General features: G+C 32.2%; 14 protein-coding genes and 1 tRNA gene. 9 read left to right on the top strand and 6 right to left on the bottom strand.

The genetic code is table 11. The features are described from left to right. Positions 1-1,963 precede the first annotated feature (1,963 nt). The 3 genes from HSX44_RS00760 to HSX44_RS00750 all read left to right on the top strand — a co-directional run bounded on the left by HSX44_RS00760 (position 1,964) and on the right by HSX44_RS00750 (position 4,676). Positions 1,964-2,158: a hypothetical protein gene (locus HSX44_RS00760; RefSeq protein ID WP_275601883.1), complete on the top strand. Its 195-nt coding sequence runs from the start codon at positions 1,964-1,966 to the stop codon at positions 2,156-2,158. Positions 2,159-2,199: 41 nt separating this feature from the next. Next, a complete protein-coding gene (locus tag HSX44_RS00755) occupies positions 2,200-4,425 on the top strand; it encodes a hypothetical protein (RefSeq protein ID WP_275601882.1) in 2,226 nt (741 codons plus the stop codon). A 74-nt stretch (positions 4,426-4,499) separates the two neighbouring features. Next, positions 4,500-4,676 (top strand): hypothetical protein, encoded by a 177-nt coding sequence (locus tag HSX44_RS00750; RefSeq protein WP_275601881.1) that lies wholly within the window; start codon positions 4,500-4,502, stop codon positions 4,674-4,676. A 1,792-nt stretch (positions 4,677-6,468) separates the two neighbouring features. On the opposite strand, the gene HSX44_RS00745 is transcribed toward HSX44_RS00750, so the two are convergent. From HSX44_RS00745 to HSX44_RS00730, 4 genes are all read right to left on the bottom strand, one after another. After that, the gene (locus HSX44_RS00745) at positions 6,469-7,947 is read right to left on the bottom strand and encodes a DegQ family serine endoprotease (protein ID WP_275601880.1); all 1,479 of its coding nucleotides are present in this window, start codon (positions 7,945-7,947) and stop codon (positions 6,469-6,471) included. Positions 7,948-7,950: 3 nt separating this feature from the next. Further along, positions 7,951-8,823: a protease modulator HflC gene (gene hflC / locus HSX44_RS00740; RefSeq protein ID WP_275601878.1), complete on the bottom strand. Its 873-nt coding sequence runs from the start codon at positions 8,821-8,823 to the stop codon at positions 7,951-7,953. Between the two features lie 2 nt (positions 8,824-8,825). Further along, positions 8,826-9,860, bottom strand: a complete 1,035-nt coding sequence (gene hflK / locus HSX44_RS00735) for an FtsH protease activity modulator HflK (RefSeq protein ID WP_275601877.1) — start codon at positions 9,858-9,860, stop codon at positions 8,826-8,828. A gap of 78 nt (positions 9,861-9,938) precedes the next feature. After that, positions 9,939-10,094, bottom strand: a complete 156-nt coding sequence (locus tag HSX44_RS00730; protein WP_275601876.1) for a hypothetical protein — start codon at positions 10,092-10,094, stop codon at positions 9,939-9,941. A gap of 200 nt (positions 10,095-10,294) precedes the next feature. Between HSX44_RS00730 and HSX44_RS00725 the strand changes: the two genes are divergently transcribed. The 4 genes from HSX44_RS00725 to HSX44_RS03965 all read left to right on the top strand — a co-directional run bounded on the left by HSX44_RS00725 (position 10,295) and on the right by HSX44_RS03965 (position 12,854). Further along, a complete protein-coding gene (locus HSX44_RS00725) occupies positions 10,295-11,602 on the top strand; it encodes an actin-bundling T4SS effector WalE1 family protein (protein WP_275601875.1) in 1,308 nt (435 codons plus the stop codon). 302 nt (positions 11,603-11,904) lie between these two features. Next, positions 11,905-12,222, top strand: a complete 318-nt coding sequence (gene cutA, locus HSX44_RS00720; RefSeq protein WP_275601874.1) for a divalent-cation tolerance protein CutA — start codon at positions 11,905-11,907, stop codon at positions 12,220-12,222. 8 nt (positions 12,223-12,230) lie between these two features. Further along, a tRNA-Gln gene (locus tag HSX44_RS00715) sits at positions 12,231-12,305 on the top strand. A gap of 18 nt (positions 12,306-12,323) precedes the next feature. Then, the gene (locus tag HSX44_RS03965) at positions 12,324-12,854 is read left to right on the top strand and encodes a hypothetical protein (RefSeq protein WP_410543444.1); all 531 of its coding nucleotides are present in this window, start codon (positions 12,324-12,326) and stop codon (positions 12,852-12,854) included. 743 nt (positions 12,855-13,597) lie between these two features. Here the strand turns inward: HSX44_RS03965 and groL are convergent. Both groL and HSX44_RS00700 read right to left on the bottom strand, forming a co-directional pair. Then, the gene (groL, locus tag HSX44_RS00705) at positions 13,598-15,250 is read right to left on the bottom strand and encodes a chaperonin GroEL (RefSeq protein ID WP_275601872.1); all 1,653 of its coding nucleotides are present in this window, start codon (positions 15,248-15,250) and stop codon (positions 13,598-13,600) included. 101 nt (positions 15,251-15,351) lie between these two features. Beyond that, entirely contained in the window at positions 15,352-15,633 is a 282-nt protein-coding gene (locus tag HSX44_RS00700; RefSeq protein ID WP_275602397.1) for a co-chaperone GroES, read from the bottom strand. Positions 15,634-15,787: 154 nt separating this feature from the next. On the opposite strand from HSX44_RS00700, the gene ygfZ reads away from it, so the two are divergent. Further along, a complete protein-coding gene (gene ygfZ / locus HSX44_RS00695; RefSeq protein ID WP_275601871.1) occupies positions 15,788-16,585 on the top strand; it encodes a CAF17-like 4Fe-4S cluster assembly/insertion protein YgfZ in 798 nt (265 codons plus the stop codon). A gap of 1,176 nt (positions 16,586-17,761) precedes the next feature. Beyond that, complete coding sequence (locus tag HSX44_RS00690) at positions 17,762-19,120, top strand: DNA recombination protein RmuC (RefSeq protein WP_275601870.1); 1,359 nt, start codon at positions 17,762-17,764, stop codon at positions 19,118-19,120. Positions 19,121-19,139: the final 19 nt, after the last annotated feature.

Here is a 19,139-nt window from a genome sequence, read left to right as displayed (position 1 = left end):
AAGGAACATAATGGCTGTATAACATCATATCAAAAGCTATGATAGCTTTATATTAAATACTTTATACAATAAGGGCAAAGGACAGTTAAAGCAAGGTCCATAAAATCAATTCTGTGAAGCAGGTGTTGAAGTACATTGAAAATCTAAAGTTTGAAGAAATAGCAGAAATTGCACTAAAAAGCTATATAGTGTATAGTATAATATGTATAGCATACAAGTTTAGAGAAGTTTATTGGCAACTTTAGGATTAATAATTATTAAATATTCAGTACTGTAAAATTGAAGTATATACTTTAATTATATCGGGAGGTAACATGATAAACAATTTTTCTAATAATAACTCAAGCGATAGTTCAATCTATCTTGGAAAAATTATAGCAGAAAACTTATCTGCAAAAGAAAAAACTAACCAATTCAAAACTGCTGCAGAAGAAATTGAGAAGCGTGTTGCTGCTAAACGCATTGAATTGCAAAATCAGGCATTAAGTCATGTTGACAGCCTGCTATCCAAAAAACTAAATCTTGAAAAAGACTCTAATAGTGATGGAGTATCTGGTTCAAAGGTACATTCTAATGAGGAAGATAACTATTTTATAATCAGTATAGATACTTTACTGGAGAAACTTTTTAGATTTTTTAACTTCACAGACAGCGAGCTTGGAGTAGATACAGATCCACAAATCTACCGCATGATAAAGGAAAAAGNANAAAAAAATCATGTTGCTACAATCATAAAACTTATTCATGACAAACTTAAGGGATTAATCAGAAAGGTTTTTTCAAAAGACTTAAGTTTCAATGAAAGATTGAACAAAGAAATGAAAGAATTACAGAAAAAATTAGGCAGTAGTGAGTTATCTCCAGAAGAGTTTGTAAAAGTGCTCGATCGTTTGGAGTTATTACAAAATTTGAAACTAAAAATTCAAATATTCCTAGTTGGATGGTTAACCTCATCAGTTGCAGAGCTACTTTCAGCTGGAATTATATCTCCAACAGAAACAACCAAAGAAGAAGATAAAAAAACGGAAGAAACATTGCCAAAAGAAGAAGCAACTAAAAAAGCTTACAAAAAGGTAGAAATTAAAGTTGATGGAAGAAAAAAGCTTCAATTCACATATGGTATTATTTCAGTGTCAAGCACTGGAATATGGTTGAAAAAGCCAATCCTCCTGACCAAAGAAGAACAAAAATTTTTACCAAAATCTTTAAAGATTACGAAGCCCACTACACACAAGGATGATATGAATAAGAATAAATCCAAGGTACTAAAACATAACAAGCAAAAAACAAGACAGGGAGAAAAAAAAGAAAAACTAAAGTTAGCTATGTGTTCATCAAAACCTATAGAGGAAAAATTTGTGGCTGGTGGAATAGCGTTTGATTCTAAAAGCCAAGGAATATCTACTGGTTACAACATAAATTTCGATGAAGATATTATTGAAACAAGGTCTACATCTATCAATAAACACAGTACTACTAGTAGTATTAGTAGCAAAGAATCTGAGTTTACTGGTAGGTACGAAATGAATGACCTTGCTGATGAGCTTAAAGAAAAAGTTGCTGAGAGAAGTTCACAAAGAGAAAAGTCTACTGCTGTTAATAATTACCAACCAACAGGTGAATGTAAAAGTGTAAAAGTTAATAATTATGTATCATTAATAAAGGCACTAGAGGAAGCATCATCGAAAAGTAGATAACATAAAGAGTAGGGGTTAATAGCAAATTAGATTTTGTGATTATAGGATTTATGTTTTAATAAGGTATTTTAATGAAATTGTCAAAAAACTAGATTCTAGTGTTGATTACTTTAGTAACAAAGAAAAGTACCATTTTAGTACATGACGCTAGAATTTAGAAGTACAAAAAAAAGAATAAAGTTTTTTAAAAGGAAAATATAAAAAAATGTTTACACTCAAATTTATTTCTAGCATACTAATTACCTAATGTTCTTACTAGGGGCAACATGCATGACAATAATGGTGAAAAAGATAATTGGGGGCCTCAACCTGATGGTACATGGATTCCAAGCGATAAGTATGAAAAAGTTGATATTAACAAATATAGGTTAGAAAAACGAAAATGCGAAAGTGACAAACCTAACACACAACTAGGTAGTAGCACTTCTACTAGTGCCAGTGGTAGTAAAAGTAAATACTAGAATAGTAATGTTGTTTCATAACAATTTTAACGGGAGGGGTTATGGGTAATTCTGTAAAAGAGCTGGTTAATGTGTTTAACTTAAATAATTATTTTTGTGATAGGATTAATACTAATTTAACTGTAGAAGGCAAAAAAATTGTTGGTTCATTTGCTCATGGTACTAATGTGGCAGAATACCTACATAGAGTAGGAAAGGAGATAATAAAACAGCAATATCTTGGCAGAGAGGTAGTGGCAGGTAGATATTATAACTTAAACTGTTTTCCATTTGTTTTAAGTGCCAATACTAATAAAAAATATTTAGATGAAAACGTTATAGCAATGGAGCTTGCAGATTCCACAAATAAAGAAGTAATACGCAATTTAAAGATACATTTAGTTAATGAACTTGATAGAGCTGTGACATTGAAATTGATTGCACGCTTAGTGGTAAAAACAGGGATAACAGAAGAAGAAGGCCATGAATGGGTAAGAGGTACTGTTAAAATAGGAGCATTTTATGGACCTAACCCTTTGAAAAAGCATTATCTATATTGTATAGCTTTTGACGGCGAATACTTTGAAAGGGAAGGATATGATTCAGAAACTCTTGAATTGTTTAAAAAGATGTATATTCAAGAACTTAACTTAAGGTTAAGAGAATGCAGTCTCGAAAGTTTTGACTTTTATCACTATAAAGATGATATGTTATACATTAAAAATGTGAGCGATAAAGTAGTTGAAAATGTAGTAAAATATGTCAAAGGGCGAATAGCACTTAGCTTTAAAACTCCAGGCGAAAAATATTCTAAAATTGAGAATCTCAAAGGTATTCTTGGTGGTTTAATTTCTAAATGGGCAGGGAAATTTGTTGATGGTTATGATTATGATATTTTTACGGATGAAAAGGAAAGAGAAGGTGGTAATTATTTTGCCCTTATACCTTTAATAAAAAGGCATGATGGTCAGCTTGAACCCCTAAAGGGTGATGATGTGTATGAAATTAATTCAGCAGTGTGCAAAACCCTCATGAGCGATATTAGAGGCAAGACTACAAGACTAAGTGTTACTAATTGTAAAAGCCCAGTTCACGCTATCTCTAATAAAAAAATTGCTCAAGTGCTTCCTGAAATTATGCAATCTCCAATTGCATATAATGAAAGAACTGGATATTTTGAATTTACAGCTGATTTTGGATCTCCTAACTCTGATTTAGAGGTGATTGCTACGTCTCAATATCACGGTGAGAGTGTTAGCTGTTTAGGTACTCCTGAGGTAGCTGATATACAACCTAGTTCAACATTGAGCCAGAGCAGAGATTATTTTTCTAAATCAGATTCACTACAACCTGCGAGTATTATAGAAAGTTCAAGTAGGCTATTGGAGAGTAATTCTCACTATGCACCAGCTACATTGAATCCCAAGAGCAAAAATAATTCAGATAATAGTAGTGCATGGCTTAGCAGTCAATCTCATAACAATATAGACAAGAAATATTATACTAATGAGAGTAGCTCAAATCTAGCGTTACCAAAGAAAGTGTCTAATAAACATTTAAGTTCTGACGATAAGGGTGAATCACTAAAGCCATTGTTCAAACAAGCAAGGGTACAACAGCTGCTCAATCAAAGATCAGGACAAGAAGCAGAAAAAGGAAAGCCATGTTATAATATAAATTCATCTGGGATAAGTGGTAGATCTTTAAGGGAGAGATATTCTGAGCATTCTCTAAGTAATGATATTCCAGCATGCAAGCCTATGCCCCACAGTAATCAAAAAGTACCACTGTTCCCTTCTTCTTCAGCTTCTGATAAAAATAGCGATGAGCATTCTAAAGCAGGGTATGTAAAGAACAGAGCAAACAGTGAACCTGGAAGCGAATTTTTAAAGAAACATAGAGTTAGCTCGCTTTGTAGCAAAGAAAGAGAATCAAAAAGCAATTCATCATCAAATAGCAGCACTCCATTAGAGTTACAGAAATTCAATACACTAAATACCGATGATAAATCCTTCATAACAAAGATGTTATCTCCCCTTAAGCAAAAAATTCCTAAGATTGCAATTACTGGAGTTCCACGTATATCATTAATGCTATACAGAAAACATAGTCAAGAATTTAAATCTCAGGAGTTGCTTTCTGTACGCACTCCTCTTAGTGCACTATGTAAAGAAATCACAAAATCACCGAAGTCAAAACTTGATCTGCCGCCAGGAAAGATAGATTTCCCGAAGGCTAAAAAACATGTGCAGAAGCAAAAAGAGCAAAGTACCTGGAATATTGGTTAAGCTGCACTACTTTTTTTTGATCAGCTAATTTATAATCGACTCCATCCAGCTAGAATCGTAGTCAAAATTCTTTGATGTTGGAGGGTATTGCTAACTTTGCTTATCCGCTACAGGCATTGTACAACGATACTATCGACTTAATCATCGTTTCTAAAAATTATCCAGCTATCACCCGCTGCAGTAAAATTCTTTTTACTGACTTTATAATATTAAATCAACTTAAAAAAGTGAGTAAGCTCGCTACCATGTAGTACTATTTCAATAATAGGCGCATAGGCACATATTATCCACTACTTATCCCTACCTCGGTGCTAATTGCTGTTTTTCAGATTCTCTTTTCAACAACAAAGATATCATCTACCTAAGAAAAATAATCCCGAAGACTATAACTAAAAACGTTCTGATAGGTACTCTGCAAAAGTAGTAATCGATCCATTTTATACTAAACAGAATAACACATTTCCAACTAGAATAATATGATAAAAAAATCGTTCTAAATATGTTAAAGAAACGTGGTTCATATAGACGACAATTAATCATCATAGTTATCCTGACGCATTACAGTATTCATTACAACTTATTCAAAAAATTATACAAGAATTTAGTAGTGAATCTCCTGTAATTGAGATTCACTACTAGGTTTAGTTAATGCTCAGAAATTTTCATATAAAGTAAGCAGGCCACGGTCATAATTCCTGTTCTTTAGTGCTATGTATATGGATTAATGTTATGCAGAAAATATAACCAAGAATCTAAATCTCAAAAATTTTCTATATCTACTCCACATTTAGTGCACTAATGCTAGAGTTGCATAGTCATTGAAATCAAAGCCTTAACCTACCTAGAAAAGTTGGATTTCTCGAAGGTTAAAAACACACGTACATATTAGTTAAGTTTACCGTTCATTTTTTGTTTAGCTAATTTATTATTATCTACCAGAAGCAGGGCTGAAAACTTCAGGCACTGGGCTATATGTAAAGTCATCCAATAAACATTACTTGCTATAGCAAAAGAATCCACCTTTACAAGCAGAAAATTTAATAAAATTAAGCAGCTTACTACTGCTAGATCTTATGCTAATTGTTAACCACTGTTTTTACCCCAATTAAAATTGCTATTGTGTCCATCTTGCTGCCAAGAGTAAAACTTGCTCTTTATAAACTTGGATACTTCAAGATCCACATAAATGCAATTGAGCAAATAAGAACTCGGTCACTTACTTTATCCAGGCAGAGTGACGCCAAAGTAACTAGCATAGCTTTATTGAACCCATAATGTTCAGCTTTGAGTTCATGTAAGAAATCACTAGAAAAATTTTCATAACGATTTAGCCACTCTTTTTTAATATTATACTCACTCAAAAGCAACAAAAGGTTTGTTAATATCAATTAATAAAAGCGTACCTCCAAGTTTAGCATTTATCATATTAACTTTTTCTTTTTCCTTTATCTACAGCAACTAATCCCTNTTCCAAGTATGCAAATAATGTCGTTCCAGCGATCAATACTAAAATCCAATTTTTATTATGCAACTGCTTCTTACCAAAGGAAAACTGTGCATCGTGAAAACAATCATCTTTTTTTTCTTGTTGAATTTAATTACTAACGTTTGATCGAACCAGTTTATAGCACATTTTCTAAATATCTCACTCAAAGCTTAAGCACAGAGGAATCATTGTCTTTGCCCGTAGCCAACATTTCCCTCAATTATGTTACAATCTTGCATTCTCTCTAGAAAATAGCACATTTATGCTAGTGGGTTTTATTTATTAAACGTATAAGCATTGAATATATTTTGCCTAACTTTATGGCACTTGCCGTTTTTTCAGTATATCTGCTACAACTTTTATATACTAATAATCATCATATTCACATTCCGGCACTTATTTGTCTCAAAAGCATAGCTCAATAAATTTTAAGAAGTTGATTTATTTATGACTTATTACATTTTAGCAAAATAATATAGACCTTAACTTACTTATAAAGCTAAAGTGTTATAGCGGCAAAATAATGACATCACTATTTTGTAAATTTAGTAAAAAATTTACTTTTTCAACTTTATTAAAGTAAAAAATTGATTACCATTACGATAAACAAGCAGCATTATTGCTTTTTTACTATCTTGTTTTTTTGCTAAATTTACTTGATTTTGAAAACTTTCAACATTTTCTATATCAGCATCATTTATTTGTGTAATAATATCTCCTCTTTTAAGGTCACGTAATGTAGGATTCTTATAAATATCCACACTAGTAATTATTACACCTTTTATAGATGCATTACCTTCCTTTAATTCTCTTGATAAATTTGAAATGGTTAAACCAGTTATATAATCAGATGTCGATGCATTTTCTTTTTGATTGATATCTTGGTTATCATTCGTAGATTCTCCAATAATAACCTTGATATTAACTTCTTTACCCTTTCTTAATAATTTAATTTGCACTTTCTTTCCAGGGTCAGTTCTTGAAACTATTTGAGGTAATTGTGCCATTCTATCAACTATTTTACCATCAAACTCTAATAACACATCACCTACTTTAATCCCACCTTTTTCTGCAGGACTATCTTTTACTATACTTGCAACTAATGCGCCTTTTGTATCTTTTAAGCCTAAGGACTCTGCAAATTCTACTGTTATACGCTGAACTTGTACACCGAGCCAACCATGTTTCACCTTTTTACCGTTTTTTAACTTATCAATTACCGGTATAGCTAGGTTAGATGGTATAGCAAAGCCTATACCTACATTGCCTCCAGACTCAGACGGAGAATAAATAGCAGTATTAATACCTATAACCTTTCCATTTAAATCAAATAACGGTCCTCCGGAGTTTCCCCTATTGATTGCAGCATCAGTTTGAATAAATTCATTCATGGTACCAATGCTAATGTCCCTAGACCTTGCAGATATAATTCCTGTACTTACAGAACCACCTAAGCCAAATGGGTTACCTATTGCCATAACCATATCACCAACTCTTGCTTCATCAGAATTACCGAGTGTTACAAAAGAGAAGTCCTTATCAGCCTTAATCTTAAGTACAGCGAGATCAGTTTTTGCATCATAGCCTAAAACCTCTGCCTTAAAATAAGTATCATCGTTCATAGTAACCGTGATATGTTGGGCATCTTTAATAACATGGTAATTAGTTACTATAATTCCACTTTTATCTATAATAAACCCAGACCCAAGTAGCACTGCCTCTCTGTTAATGCTAGGACTTTTGTCCATAAAAAACTGGTCAAAGTACTCAAAGAATTCTCTAAAACCATCAAAAAAATCATTTCTTGGTAAGGGAACTCTAGTTCTGTTGCTATTTCCTTGCTTGATAACCTGCTCGCTCGAAATACTTACAAATGCAGGGAGAAGTTCTTCTACCAGGTCAGCAAGCCCTTGATTACAATTGTATATAGAAGTATTGATATCTGCAGCTTTTTCTGTGCTCCAGTTAAATACCCTAGCATATAAAGAGAATGAAATTAAAAAACATAAAAATATAGATAAAACCTTACTTCTCATAAACTATTTCCATCCCTTATTTAAAATATCTAAGAAACTATTATTTGGTGAAAGTACGAATTTAGTGTTATTTCCAGTAAACGATTTACTATAAGCATTCATAGAACGATAAAAGTTAAAAAACTCTTCATCGGCCTTAAACACCTCATTATAAATCCTGGTTGCTTCAGCATAGCCACGTCCCCTTATTTCATAGGCTTCTTTTACTGCACTAGCAATAATTTCTCTTTTTTGTTTATCAGCTTTTGACCTAATTTCTTGCCCTATTTGTTCTCCTTTTGCTCTTATTTCTTTTGCTTCTTTTTCTCTCTCAGTTTGCATACGGCGGAATATTGCAGAACTATTCTCTTCTGGTAAATCTGCTCTTTTAATTCTCACGTCTATTATTTCTATACCAAACTTTCCAGCTTCAGAGTAAACTCCACGCTGGATTAATTGCATAACTTCTGACCTTTTTTCATTCAATAAACTAATTAGTGAAAATCTGACTATATTTTCTCTTAAGTGAGCTTCTATGATTGGATACAATCTTCTAATTAATCCTAACTCATTTCTCACAGTTTGGTAAAAAGTAACAGGATCCACTATTTTATATTTTGCATAAGCATCTACTATGATGCGCTTCTGATCTGCAGTTATGACTTCTCTTGCAGTTGTATCTGGGCTTAAATCTAAAACTCTCTTATCAAAAAATTCTACATTATTTATAAATGGCAACTTAAAATACAAACCACTTTTTCTAATATCCCTTACAACTCTACCCAATTGCATAACTATTGCTTGCTCTGCTTCCTGTACTACAAATATCGAATTAAATAAGAAGACTAGCAAAACAGCAAATATAAAAACAAAAGCAATTTTAACGTTACTAAGCATAACTATTTCCCTAAGCTTGCAAGAGGTAGATAAGAAAACACACCCTTCAAATCATCAGTGATAACAATTTTATCTACTTGATTAAAAATACTTTCCATAGTTTCAAGATAAATACGGCTCTTAACAAGAGAAGGATTATGCTTATATTCTTTATAAAGAGAAAAAAAACGATTTGCATTACCTTTTGCTTCGCTTATTATCTCGTTCTCATATGCTTCCGCATCTAGCTTTATCTTTATTGCTTCACCTTTTGCTCGAGGTATAACATCATTACCATAAGCATATGCTTCATTTATAATACGTTCTTTATCTGCACGAGCACTTTGTACATCTCTGAACGAACTAATTACTTTTTCTGGTGGATCAATTTTTTTCATTTGAATAGATAAAATCTCTATACCCATTTGGTACCCATCAAGAATCTGTTGCAGTAAAGCTTTAGTATCTATAGGAATTTCTTGTCTACCTTGACCAAGTGCAAAAGAGATCGTGTTTTTACCTATTATTTCTCTCATAGCACTTTCAGCAGCATTTTTAACACTAAAACCAGGTTTATAGTCCCGCACTTTGAACAAATAATCCTTAGCATCTTTAACGCGCCATTGAACCTCAAAATTAACGTTAACTATATTTTCATCCCCAGTAAGCATCACACCTTCACCACGATCTGCATCTCTCCCGTAGGAACTACTTACCCCGATTTCTTCACGATTTACTTCTTTAACATTTACTTTAAAAACTTTCCCAATAGGGTAAGGAAAGTGATAACGCAAACCAGGTGTTTCCGTATTAGAATATTTACCAAAAATAAGTTCTATACCTTCTTCACTTGGGTGAACAATATAGAAACCAGTACAAGCGTAGAAAAATAAAATAACAAAAATAATTAAATAAGGTTTTCTGCTGCCATTTCTTGTTAAATTAACAAAAAAATACCTTACCTCAGACATAGCCTTACTGAAAGTATCTTCATTATTAGAGATTTTACTCCTTATCGGTTTTTTCCCTAAATTCCAAGGATTGTTCTCATCAAACACAATAACTGACTCTATAATTAATACACTAATATTACCCCTTTAATAGGAAATTGCAAATCTATTTTATTCACGGGTTAATCACTTGAATAGAAACTGATTGTATACTTCCTTTTCTCTATGTGATATGGGTAACTCTATGAAATTTTCTGGCTTTATTTTAAATTCCTTGTTGTCATCTTTGAGATGCACTATGTTTCCGTAAAGGTCAGTATAGTAACAAAATGATAAAATCATTGCTATTACAACTGTGATACCTAAAAGTATAAATATCCCTTTTCGCTACCTAATAAGCGCTTTAACTCAAAAAGCTTTCAGTTTCATTTTTTTATACTTCCAGAAAACACTTTAAGTAGAGCTATTTATAGGTAAGTTAACACTAACTTAAGAATTGAAGTGTACAATATAAACGTATTTCATTAACAATGAGGTTTAAAATGTTGAATCACAATAGAACAAATCCAGGTATTATTAATGCACAACTTCAGCAAAATCAACAATACAGCAGCTCTACACCTTCTTCAATTGACCTATTGCAACAGATGCAATTCTTAGAGAAGAAAGTAAAGTCATTAGAAGTAATAAACAAAGTGATACTTGGTTTGCTAATAGGTACGGCTATAACGGTGGGTACTAGTTTTGCTATTGCAGCTGCTCCAGTAATTGCCAGTAGTATAGTAAGTGGGATATTTGCAACTGTAGCATTCGTGACACTTGGTACAGCTGTACATAAACACAGGGTAAAAATAAAAAATGGCTTCAAATATGCTGCAGACAAAACTAAAGATGGTGCTGTATGCGCTAAGGACTCAGTAAAAGAAGCTGTAAGTTATATAGGGCAAGCAGCAAGAGAGGAAACTAGTTCTGCACTGAAAATAATAGGGAATAAGATGAATAATTTTGGTAAAAATATATCCAATCTAGATGAAATTTCATATTCAGTAGATCACCAATGTCAAACTGTTATTTTAAAAACAGAAGAAAAAACGAAAAATTTCAATAGTATAAAGGAAATGTTCATTAAGGAGGTTTTTGAGGATAAAGCTGTAGGTAACTCTGTTTTAACCAAAAAGATATTCTCTGAGCTGAAGGGAAAAATATTAGAAAAAGCTTATTCTATTGATGGTCAGCAAGGTTTCAAAAAGGATCAGTTAATTAATCAATTAGGACAGCAAGCAGATTTTGTTAGTGGGTTAAACTCTAAGAAATTACAAAATTTGTTAGCTCAAGGTGACAACAATCTTTATGAAATTTTCTCTGAACATCATGATGAAATTAAGAGAGTCGTTAAAGGATGCAAAATAGAACACAAACTTTCTAATGTTATAGAAAAGCTTAATGGAACGGCAAAAAAGCATAGAAGTAGAAAAGGTTCGATACAATCTATTGACAGCTCATTAGAAAATAGTTTATCAGATGTTGGTTCTATGAAAACTGCCAGTACTACTATTGGCTCTAGTTTAGATTCTAAAAGCTTTGTAACAGTCAATTCTAATCTTCTTAAAAGATGTCCTTCATATCGTAGCTTAAGCAGTAGTTCTACTGATAGAAGAATCAATCTACTTAGTTCTTCTTCAAAATCAATCGTGACTACCGAATCAGATTGCAAGGTAAAAAAACAAGCTGACCTTAAAAAAACAAGTTATCTGGATAGACTGGCAAAGCAACAACCTTCTACAAATATGGCTGTTAAAACTGACGTTCAATTACACACATCTATGCAAGCAGTTGCAGCTGGTAAATAAGGACAAACAGAACTAACTACTTTCTCTAAAAGGATGTTACTCAACGAGTAACATCCTCTTTTATTTTTTTCTAATCGAAAGTTTAATTTAAAACATTCCATCTTCGCGTATTTTGGTGGATAAACATTTCAATTTTACAGGTAATTCGAACAATAGGTGATTTCGCGTAAATAGTTTAGACGCTTTTCTGGCTGGGAATTGCTTTTAAACTACAATGGAGGTTCTGAAAGAAGCTCTACCTATTTTCTCTTGATGAATTAAGCTAAGTAAAGTATAGTAAAATATGTTTATGTAGGTTTCTAATGAATAGTATAGTTTTAGTTTATACAACTTTTTCAAATCTAGAAGAAGCTAGAGCTATTTCTGAGGAATTATTAAATAAAAAGTTAATTATATGTGTCAACATATTTCCTGAAGTAAATTCTCTATATTTATGGAAAGGTGAAATTCACAACAGTTATGAAATAGTGACAATTATGAAAAGCAGAAGCGGTCAAGTAGATGAAATCATAAAAAAAATTGAGGCAATGCATTCTTATGATCAGCCAGCTGTTATAGTAATTCCAATAGAAAAGACAAATAAATCTTTTACTAATTGGGTTAATAATGTTTTGATATAAACAAGTATTGGGGTGTAGCCAAGTGGTAAGGTAGCGGTTTTTGGTACCGCCACGCGAAGGTTCGAGTCCTTCCACCCCAGCCATATTGAAGAGGATGTAAAGTGATACCACTTTTCTATAAATTGAGGCTATTAAATTACATACTAAGCAGCCTAAAAGACATAACTGTAAAGTTATTCTTCCTTATAATCTACCTTTATGCATCTAGTATTGTACTCATGTTTCTTAGCAACGGCTTTTGGTATACTGCAAAATGTGGCTCTTTTAAAAGAGCATTTTATCATTTATTTCAATATTGCAAATGGTACTCTAACAATAGAGGAAACCTGAATTATGGAATTTCTTTTAGGATGTTGATAGCATTTCTTGCTCCGCATTTTCTTTATAAATTATTTCTAAGCACAGGATGGAAACTCTTTTTAAAGGAAAAGGTAAAAAAGATACTTAAATTTATGATCAAAGGCAAAAAGAATAGTAAAGCAAAAGATCATTGTGGTTACAATAACGAACGTCATGCTCAAGAAAAACAAAAAGTAGCCATGATAAAGCAGCTTTTAATCGAAGATATAGAAAAAACTATAGACAAAAGACTAAACGATATCTTCCTTAGTGAAAGGAGGAAATCCCATTAGTATATATAGAAACCTTTACCTGTTTTTTTAGTTTGGTTATAACCAACTAATGTACATGCGTGTACAGAGAAATCTCGGCTAAAGCCTAATAATCAAAAAAAATAGCTTTTTGTCTTTTTATAGTGCTTATTGCATTAATTACTACTGTGCTACTTTAACTCCCACAGTATACGATACCATTAAATGCTGTAATTCATCTGTTACATTTTAGCATAGATTAACACTAACATGCAGAATAACAGTTCCCAAATCAATCAATCAGGTATCATTCCAACGTTCCTCTCTGCTTCAGCCATACACTCTTCCGGAGTAGGTACCAATGGATATATATTTTTAATGTGTTACCTTAGTAATTGAGAGAAGTGGAAGAGATCGTAACCCTCAAGTCCCTCATTTATAACCTTTATTATACCTTACCAAAACAAGTCAAATTTTGCAATTTTTCTTACCAGATGCAGTTGAGTACAAGTAAAAAGACAATTTTATCCTCTACATATGAAGAGATAATTCAGATTACAGTTATTATAATAGACAACACTACATAAAACTACTTATTAATATACACCAACATAAGTAATACCTACCTTAAGGTTACCAACTTCTATATTACCTATTCATTATAAGAAAGTAAATAAAGCGAAAGAAATAGAACAAGCAGCACACCCTCCATAAATGTTAACCCTTAGAGAATAAAAAATATTACCTTGGAGCAAGCAGACTCCTTGCCCCAAAGTTTCATTTACTTAAAAGTCATTCATTCTGCCCATGCCACCTGCTCCCATAGGAGATGAAGCATTTTCATCCTTACTTGGTATATCAACTATCATAGATTCAGTAGTAATCAGCACACTTGCAACAGATATCGCTGTTTCAAAAGCAATACGAACAACTTTTGCTGGGTCAATAACACCAGCAGCGAATGCATTAGCATAACTCATAGCTTCAACGTTATATATAAGTTCTTTATTATTCTGCTTAATTAAATAGTCAATTATAACAGCAGACTCAAGACCAGCATTTTTGACTAACCTCTTAATAGGGACACTGAGAACTTTCTTGATAATATTTATACCTATTTGCTCTTCATCATCTGCACCTTTCAGCTTATCAAGAGCAGATGAGGCATAAAGAAGTGCAACTCCACCACCAGGAACTATACCTTCCTCAATTGCAGCTCTTGTTGCGTGCAACGCATCCTCAACCCTATCTCTACGTTCTTTAACTTCTAATTCAGTTGCTCCACCAACTTTTAATACAGCAACACCACCTGATAATTTTGCTAAACGCTCTCTTAACTTCTCTTTATCATAATCAGAAGTTGAAGACTCAATTTGAGATTTAATCTGCTCAATTCTAGCTTTTACTCTGTCAGTAACTCTATTTTCGCTGACAATTGTAGTATTATCTTTAGTGATTTTAACATTTTTAGCAATGCCAAGGTCTTCAAGAGTTAGGTCTTCCATTTTAATCCCAAGTTCATCTTTTATGACATACTTAGCATTAGTTAAAGCTGCTATATCTTCAAGCATCTCCTTTCTTCTATCACCAAAACCTGGAGCTTTCACTGCAGCAACTTTTAGACCACCACGCAACTTATTAATAACTAAAGTACTTAATGCTTCACCTTCAATGTCTTCTGCAATGATAAGCAAAGGTTTACCAGACTTAACAACAGCTTCAAGAATAGAAAGCAAAGGCTGGATAATATTAAGTTTTTTCTCTGTAATTAAGAGATATGGATCATCAAGCTCCACGATCATTTTCTCATTATTTGTAATAAAATACGGAGAAAGATAGCCACGATCAAACTGCATACCAGTAGTAAGCTCAACCTCTAGTTCTTTTGAACCTTTACTTTCTTCAACAGTAATCACACCTTCTTTTCCAACCTTTTTAACAGCATCAGCAATATTACTACCAATACTTCTATCACCGTTCGCAGAAATTATAGCAACTTGCGCTACTTCATCTATCTTTTCCAAAGAAATTGTACGAGCCATTGAAGCAACTTCTTTTAATACTACATCTTTTGCTTTCTGCATTCCATTCTTGATACTGATACGATCATTTCCAGCAGCAATTGACTTTGAAGCCTCCACTATCATACCACTAGTTAGTATTGAACATGTTGTTGTACCATCACCAACTTTATCATTACATTGAGAGCAACTTTGAGCAAAGATACTTGTTATTGCAGCGTTCAATGGTTTTTCAGGCTTGATACCCTTCATTACCTTATAACCATCTTTTGTAATTTCTGGCGCCCCATAAGGCTTATTAATCCCTACTGTTTTTCCTCTAGGTCCTGCAGTTACTGCTACTGTTGAGTCTATTACTGCTGCAACTTCACGAAAAGCTTGCTGTAACTGCTCACCTGATACTACTACATTAGTCATCTTTATAACCCCTTACTAATAAAAAACTCAGAAAACTATAATAAAATTACTCGTAATGCACTATATTGTGCTTTATTTTAATTTAATAAAATTAAAGACTGCTACTTAACGATAGCAAGTATATCGGACTCCTTCATTACGATAAACTTTTCATCACTATGCTCTATCTCCGTACCAGCCCATTGACGATAAAACACTTTATCACCAACCTTTACAGTTAAGGACATACGCTCACCACTTGAACTACGTGAACCTTGACCAATTGCTATAACTTCACCTTTAGTAGGTTTCTTTTCAGCACTTGACGGAAGCATAATTCCACCCTGTTTCTCTTCGCTGATAGGCTTGATTAGAACACTATCATCTAATACACTTAAGTTTATGCTTGACATTTGTTTTCCCTCATCAACAAATTAACCTACAAGCTTATATATGTACTAGCAAATTAGATTTCAAGGGCTTGAACTCTTAAAATGTTGAAAGACAAAAAACATCTAGGATTGTATAGTAAGATTTAGACTTATTAACAGAAATTGCATGAGTTATATACCATTAGAAAACCGTAGTGTAGTAGTCCTATATGGGCCAGATACAAAGAATTTCCTGCAGGGTATTATAACAAACGATATCAATAATCTGAGTAGCCAAAAAGCTATTTATTCTTTATTGCTTAATTCTCAAGGAAAGTACTTATACGATTTTTTTCTTACTAAATGTGGTAAATATACTTTACTGGAATGTGAAAACACGTACCTGCAACAAATTATTGAGAAATTAAATTTACTTAAAACCTACCTAAGAGTGAAAGTTAAGAATGTTAGTGCACTATATAAAGTTGGAGTTTTGTTTAATACTAAATCAATAGAACATAGTAACGAATCGCAGATTATTTTTCAGGATCCAAGGCACAAGTCTTTAGGAATGAGAATAATACACAAAGATGAAATAAGACAACCAATTGGGGATTTTATTCAATATGAAAGAGTTAGAATTCAAAACCTTATTCCAGATGGAACAAAAGACATGGTGCAAAATTCGTCGTTTCCGCTGCAATATTTAATCGATAAAATAAATGGTATAAGCTTTAATAAAGGATGTTATATAGGTCAGGAAGTTGTAAACCGAATGAGTAGACAAGAAACACTCAGAAGAAAACTTTATCCTGTTGAAGGGAATAATATGCTTCCGAATATTGGAACTAAAATAATAAATGAAAGTAATGAGGAAATAGGAGAGCTGCGCTCTACTATAGACAAGATCGGACTTGCATTACTTAACACTGGGAAAAGTTATACAAATTTGCATGCCAATGGAGTTAAAATATATGTGCGCTAAGATGTAGGATTTACAACTAAAGCCCTAAGACAGCACATAATACTGATTGTAAAAACAGACCTAAAAGCTACTCGACAAGTTTCAGTAACAACTGTATCAGCATAATCTGCTTATAACCTCAAAACTTATTTTTGATCTGCAAATTCAATAATAAAATTCAGTAAAAAATTAAAGGTATTTTTTATAGGTTACATAAAATTATAGTAGCCATCTATTTTTTGAATTTTTTCTACATTTAACCAAATCGTACTTTAATTAAACACCAGTGATGTTACTCCAGTAGTTAACATGTAACCATATAAACATTAAGCTTTGCAAGCGAATAGTATCATCCAAATCACTAATGTCGTAGATGATCAAAGAAAAAAAGAACTAAACTACTTTCTTATACCATGCATTTTCCCTTCAAAGTACAAAATAGTTAACATATCAAACTCTATACTTAATAATCGAGTTAATTCTTTATTAATTTAAAGAATAAGGTATGTAAAAAGCATAAAAAGTTTTCTAAGTAAATTGCTAATCACACAGAAGTTTTACATATTTTTTTAGAAATTTAAGCTACAAAAACCATTTTAGTAACTTATCGAATCTAATTTGTTCTTTAAAGCTTATCAATGGTGAAATAAAATTGCTACATCAACTACTCACTACAATACATTCTAAACACAATTCTAAACTAAAATAGGAATAATACTACAATTAATAATTAAAAGAATTTTATTTAGATATTTTGAGAACCAAAAAAGGACTCTATATAACTGGTAGTCATAATCTCAAAAGAAGAAATAGAGAATAGTTATATAACCTAACATAAATTCAGCTGAATGCAAGATAGCAGTGAACGACTTTATGGGTAATAATAAACCAAAAAAAAATAAAAGAGTTATTACATTTAATNAAATAAAAAAATTAAGATATATGCTCAACTTCCAATTGTACCTAAAGGTGCAAGTCCTGTATCTAAAGTATCTGACAAGCGGCAACACATCAAGTTTAAAAACTACCAAGTTAAAAGCAAAACAAACACACTGCTGGTGCTTGGTTAAGCTATTAACTTATAATCATATAGCAAGCCCTTTATATAAACAGTACCTCGTATAAATGCTCTTTTTTTTCTTTTCCTATATATACAAAAATTAGATAGCATTATAAGTAAGATTTTTTCGTGTTTTGATGCTTTCGAGTTCTATATTTCTTGGGTTAAATTTTCTCTCTTTATTATTATTTTACTATATTAGTATAAAAAAGAGCAAGGAACTAAGTGAAAAAAAAATAAATGCAGCAAATCTTGAAGACAACTTATATAAGTTAAAGTGTGAGCTTCAAGAAACAAAACAGATTTTACTATGTAAAAATGAGGAAATAATAAATTTAAAAGTAAGCAATGCAGAACTTGAAATAACCTTGCAAAAAGAACGCGAGGAGAAGAAGAGAGAAATAAGGCTATTAACAGAAGCAGAAGAAAGGCTTACAAATACTTTTAAGGCATTGTCTCTCGATGCTTTACAGATAAATAATAATAATTTTCTGAACTTAGCAAAGGAAGCAATTAACAGTAAATTAAAAGAAACAGAAAGTGATTTTAAAAAAGGAAAGACAACACTTAATGAAGTTGTAGCTCCAATAAAAGAAAGATTGGAAAAATTTGATAGTGAAATACGTGAGCTAGAAAAGGAAAGGATAGGAGCTTATGAAGGCTTAAAAGAGCAAATTGGAGTGTTAATAAACCAAACTTCCAGTCTTGCTAATGCTTTAAGAAAACCTCACATTAAGGGAAAATGGGGCGAAATACAGTTAAAAAGAGTAGTGGAGATGGCAGGAATGATTGAATACTGTGATTTTTTTATTCAGCCGTCAATAGTTGATAAAAATGAGGATAATTTATTACGCCCTGATTTAATAATCAAGATGCCCTCTGGAAAACAAGTAATAATAGATGCTAAAGTTCCGCTTGATTCTTACCTCGATGCCATATCGCAAAATGATTTAAAAATACAAAGAGAGAAATTAAAAAATCATTCCTTGGCAATAAAAAAACATATAAGCTACTTGAGCAAAAAAGAGTATTGGAATCAGTTTGAAAATACGCCAGAGTTTGTGGTGCTTTTCTTAACAGGAGAGGGAGCTTTTAGTGCAGCATTAGAGCATGATCCTACTTTAATAGAGATTGGAATAGAAAAAAAAGTGATTATTGCAACACCGATTACTTTAATTGCACTACTAAGAACAATAGCATATGGGTGGAAACAAGAAATGATAGCCGAGAGTTCAAAAAAAATTAGTGAATTGGGCCATATTTTATATGAACGCATCTGTACAATGGGCGAAAATTTTAATAATTTAAGGAAAAGCTTAAAAAGTGCTGTTGATGATTATAATAAAACTACTGGTTCGCTTGAAGCAAGAGTGTTCCCTGTTGCTCGGAAATTTAATAAGCTTGGCATACACACAAAAAATAAAGAATTAAGTGTTGCAAAGGAACTCGAATTTTTACCACACACCTTACATACTAAAGAGCTGAAAGTAGATTAGGTTTCTTACTCCGTCATTT

Origin of the sequence: Wolbachia endosymbiont of Onchocerca gibsoni, from assembly GCF_029169405.1 — a bacterium.
In the GTDB taxonomy this organism is placed as follows: Bacteria; Pseudomonadota; Alphaproteobacteria; order Rickettsiales; family Anaplasmataceae; genus Wolbachia.
Note: the sequence above shows the minus strand (reverse complement) of the source record. Positions and strands in the feature narration are given on the sequence as shown.

Bases quoted from the DNA above. Each gene is read 5' to 3' on its own strand.
- HSX44_RS00760 (WP_275601883.1), top strand. From the start codon at position 1,964: ATGCATGACAATAATGGTGAAAAAGATAATTGGGGGCCTCAACCTGAT.
- HSX44_RS00755 (WP_275601882.1), top strand. From the start codon at position 2,200: ATGGGTAATTCTGTAAAAGAGCTGGTTAATGTGTTTAACTTAAATAAT.
- HSX44_RS00750 (WP_275601881.1), top strand. From the start codon at position 4,500: ATGTTGGAGGGTATTGCTAACTTTGCTTATCCGCTACAGGCATTGTAC.
- HSX44_RS00745 (WP_275601880.1), bottom strand. From the start codon at position 7,947: ATGAGAAGTAAGGTTTTATCTATATTTTTATGTTTTTTAATTTCATTC.
- hflC (WP_275601878.1), bottom strand. From the start codon at position 8,823: ATGCTTAGTAACGTTAAAATTGCTTTTGTTTTTATATTTGCTGTTTTG.
- HSX44_RS00730 (WP_275601876.1), bottom strand. From the start codon at position 10,094: ATGATTTTATCATTTTGTTACTATACTGACCTTTACGGAAACATAGTG.
- HSX44_RS00725 (WP_275601875.1), top strand. From the start codon at position 10,295: ATGTTGAATCACAATAGAACAAATCCAGGTATTATTAATGCACAACTT.
- cutA (WP_275601874.1), top strand. From the start codon at position 11,905: ATGAATAGTATAGTTTTAGTTTATACAACTTTTTCAAATCTAGAAGAA.
- groL (WP_275601872.1), bottom strand. From the start codon at position 15,250: ATGACTAATGTAGTAGTATCAGGTGAGCAGTTACAGCAAGCTTTTCGT.
- ygfZ (WP_275601871.1), top strand. From the start codon at position 15,788: ATGAGTTATATACCATTAGAAAACCGTAGTGTAGTAGTCCTATATGGG.
- HSX44_RS00690 (WP_275601870.1), top strand. From the start codon at position 17,762: ATGCTTTCGAGTTCTATATTTCTTGGGTTAAATTTTCTCTCTTTATTA.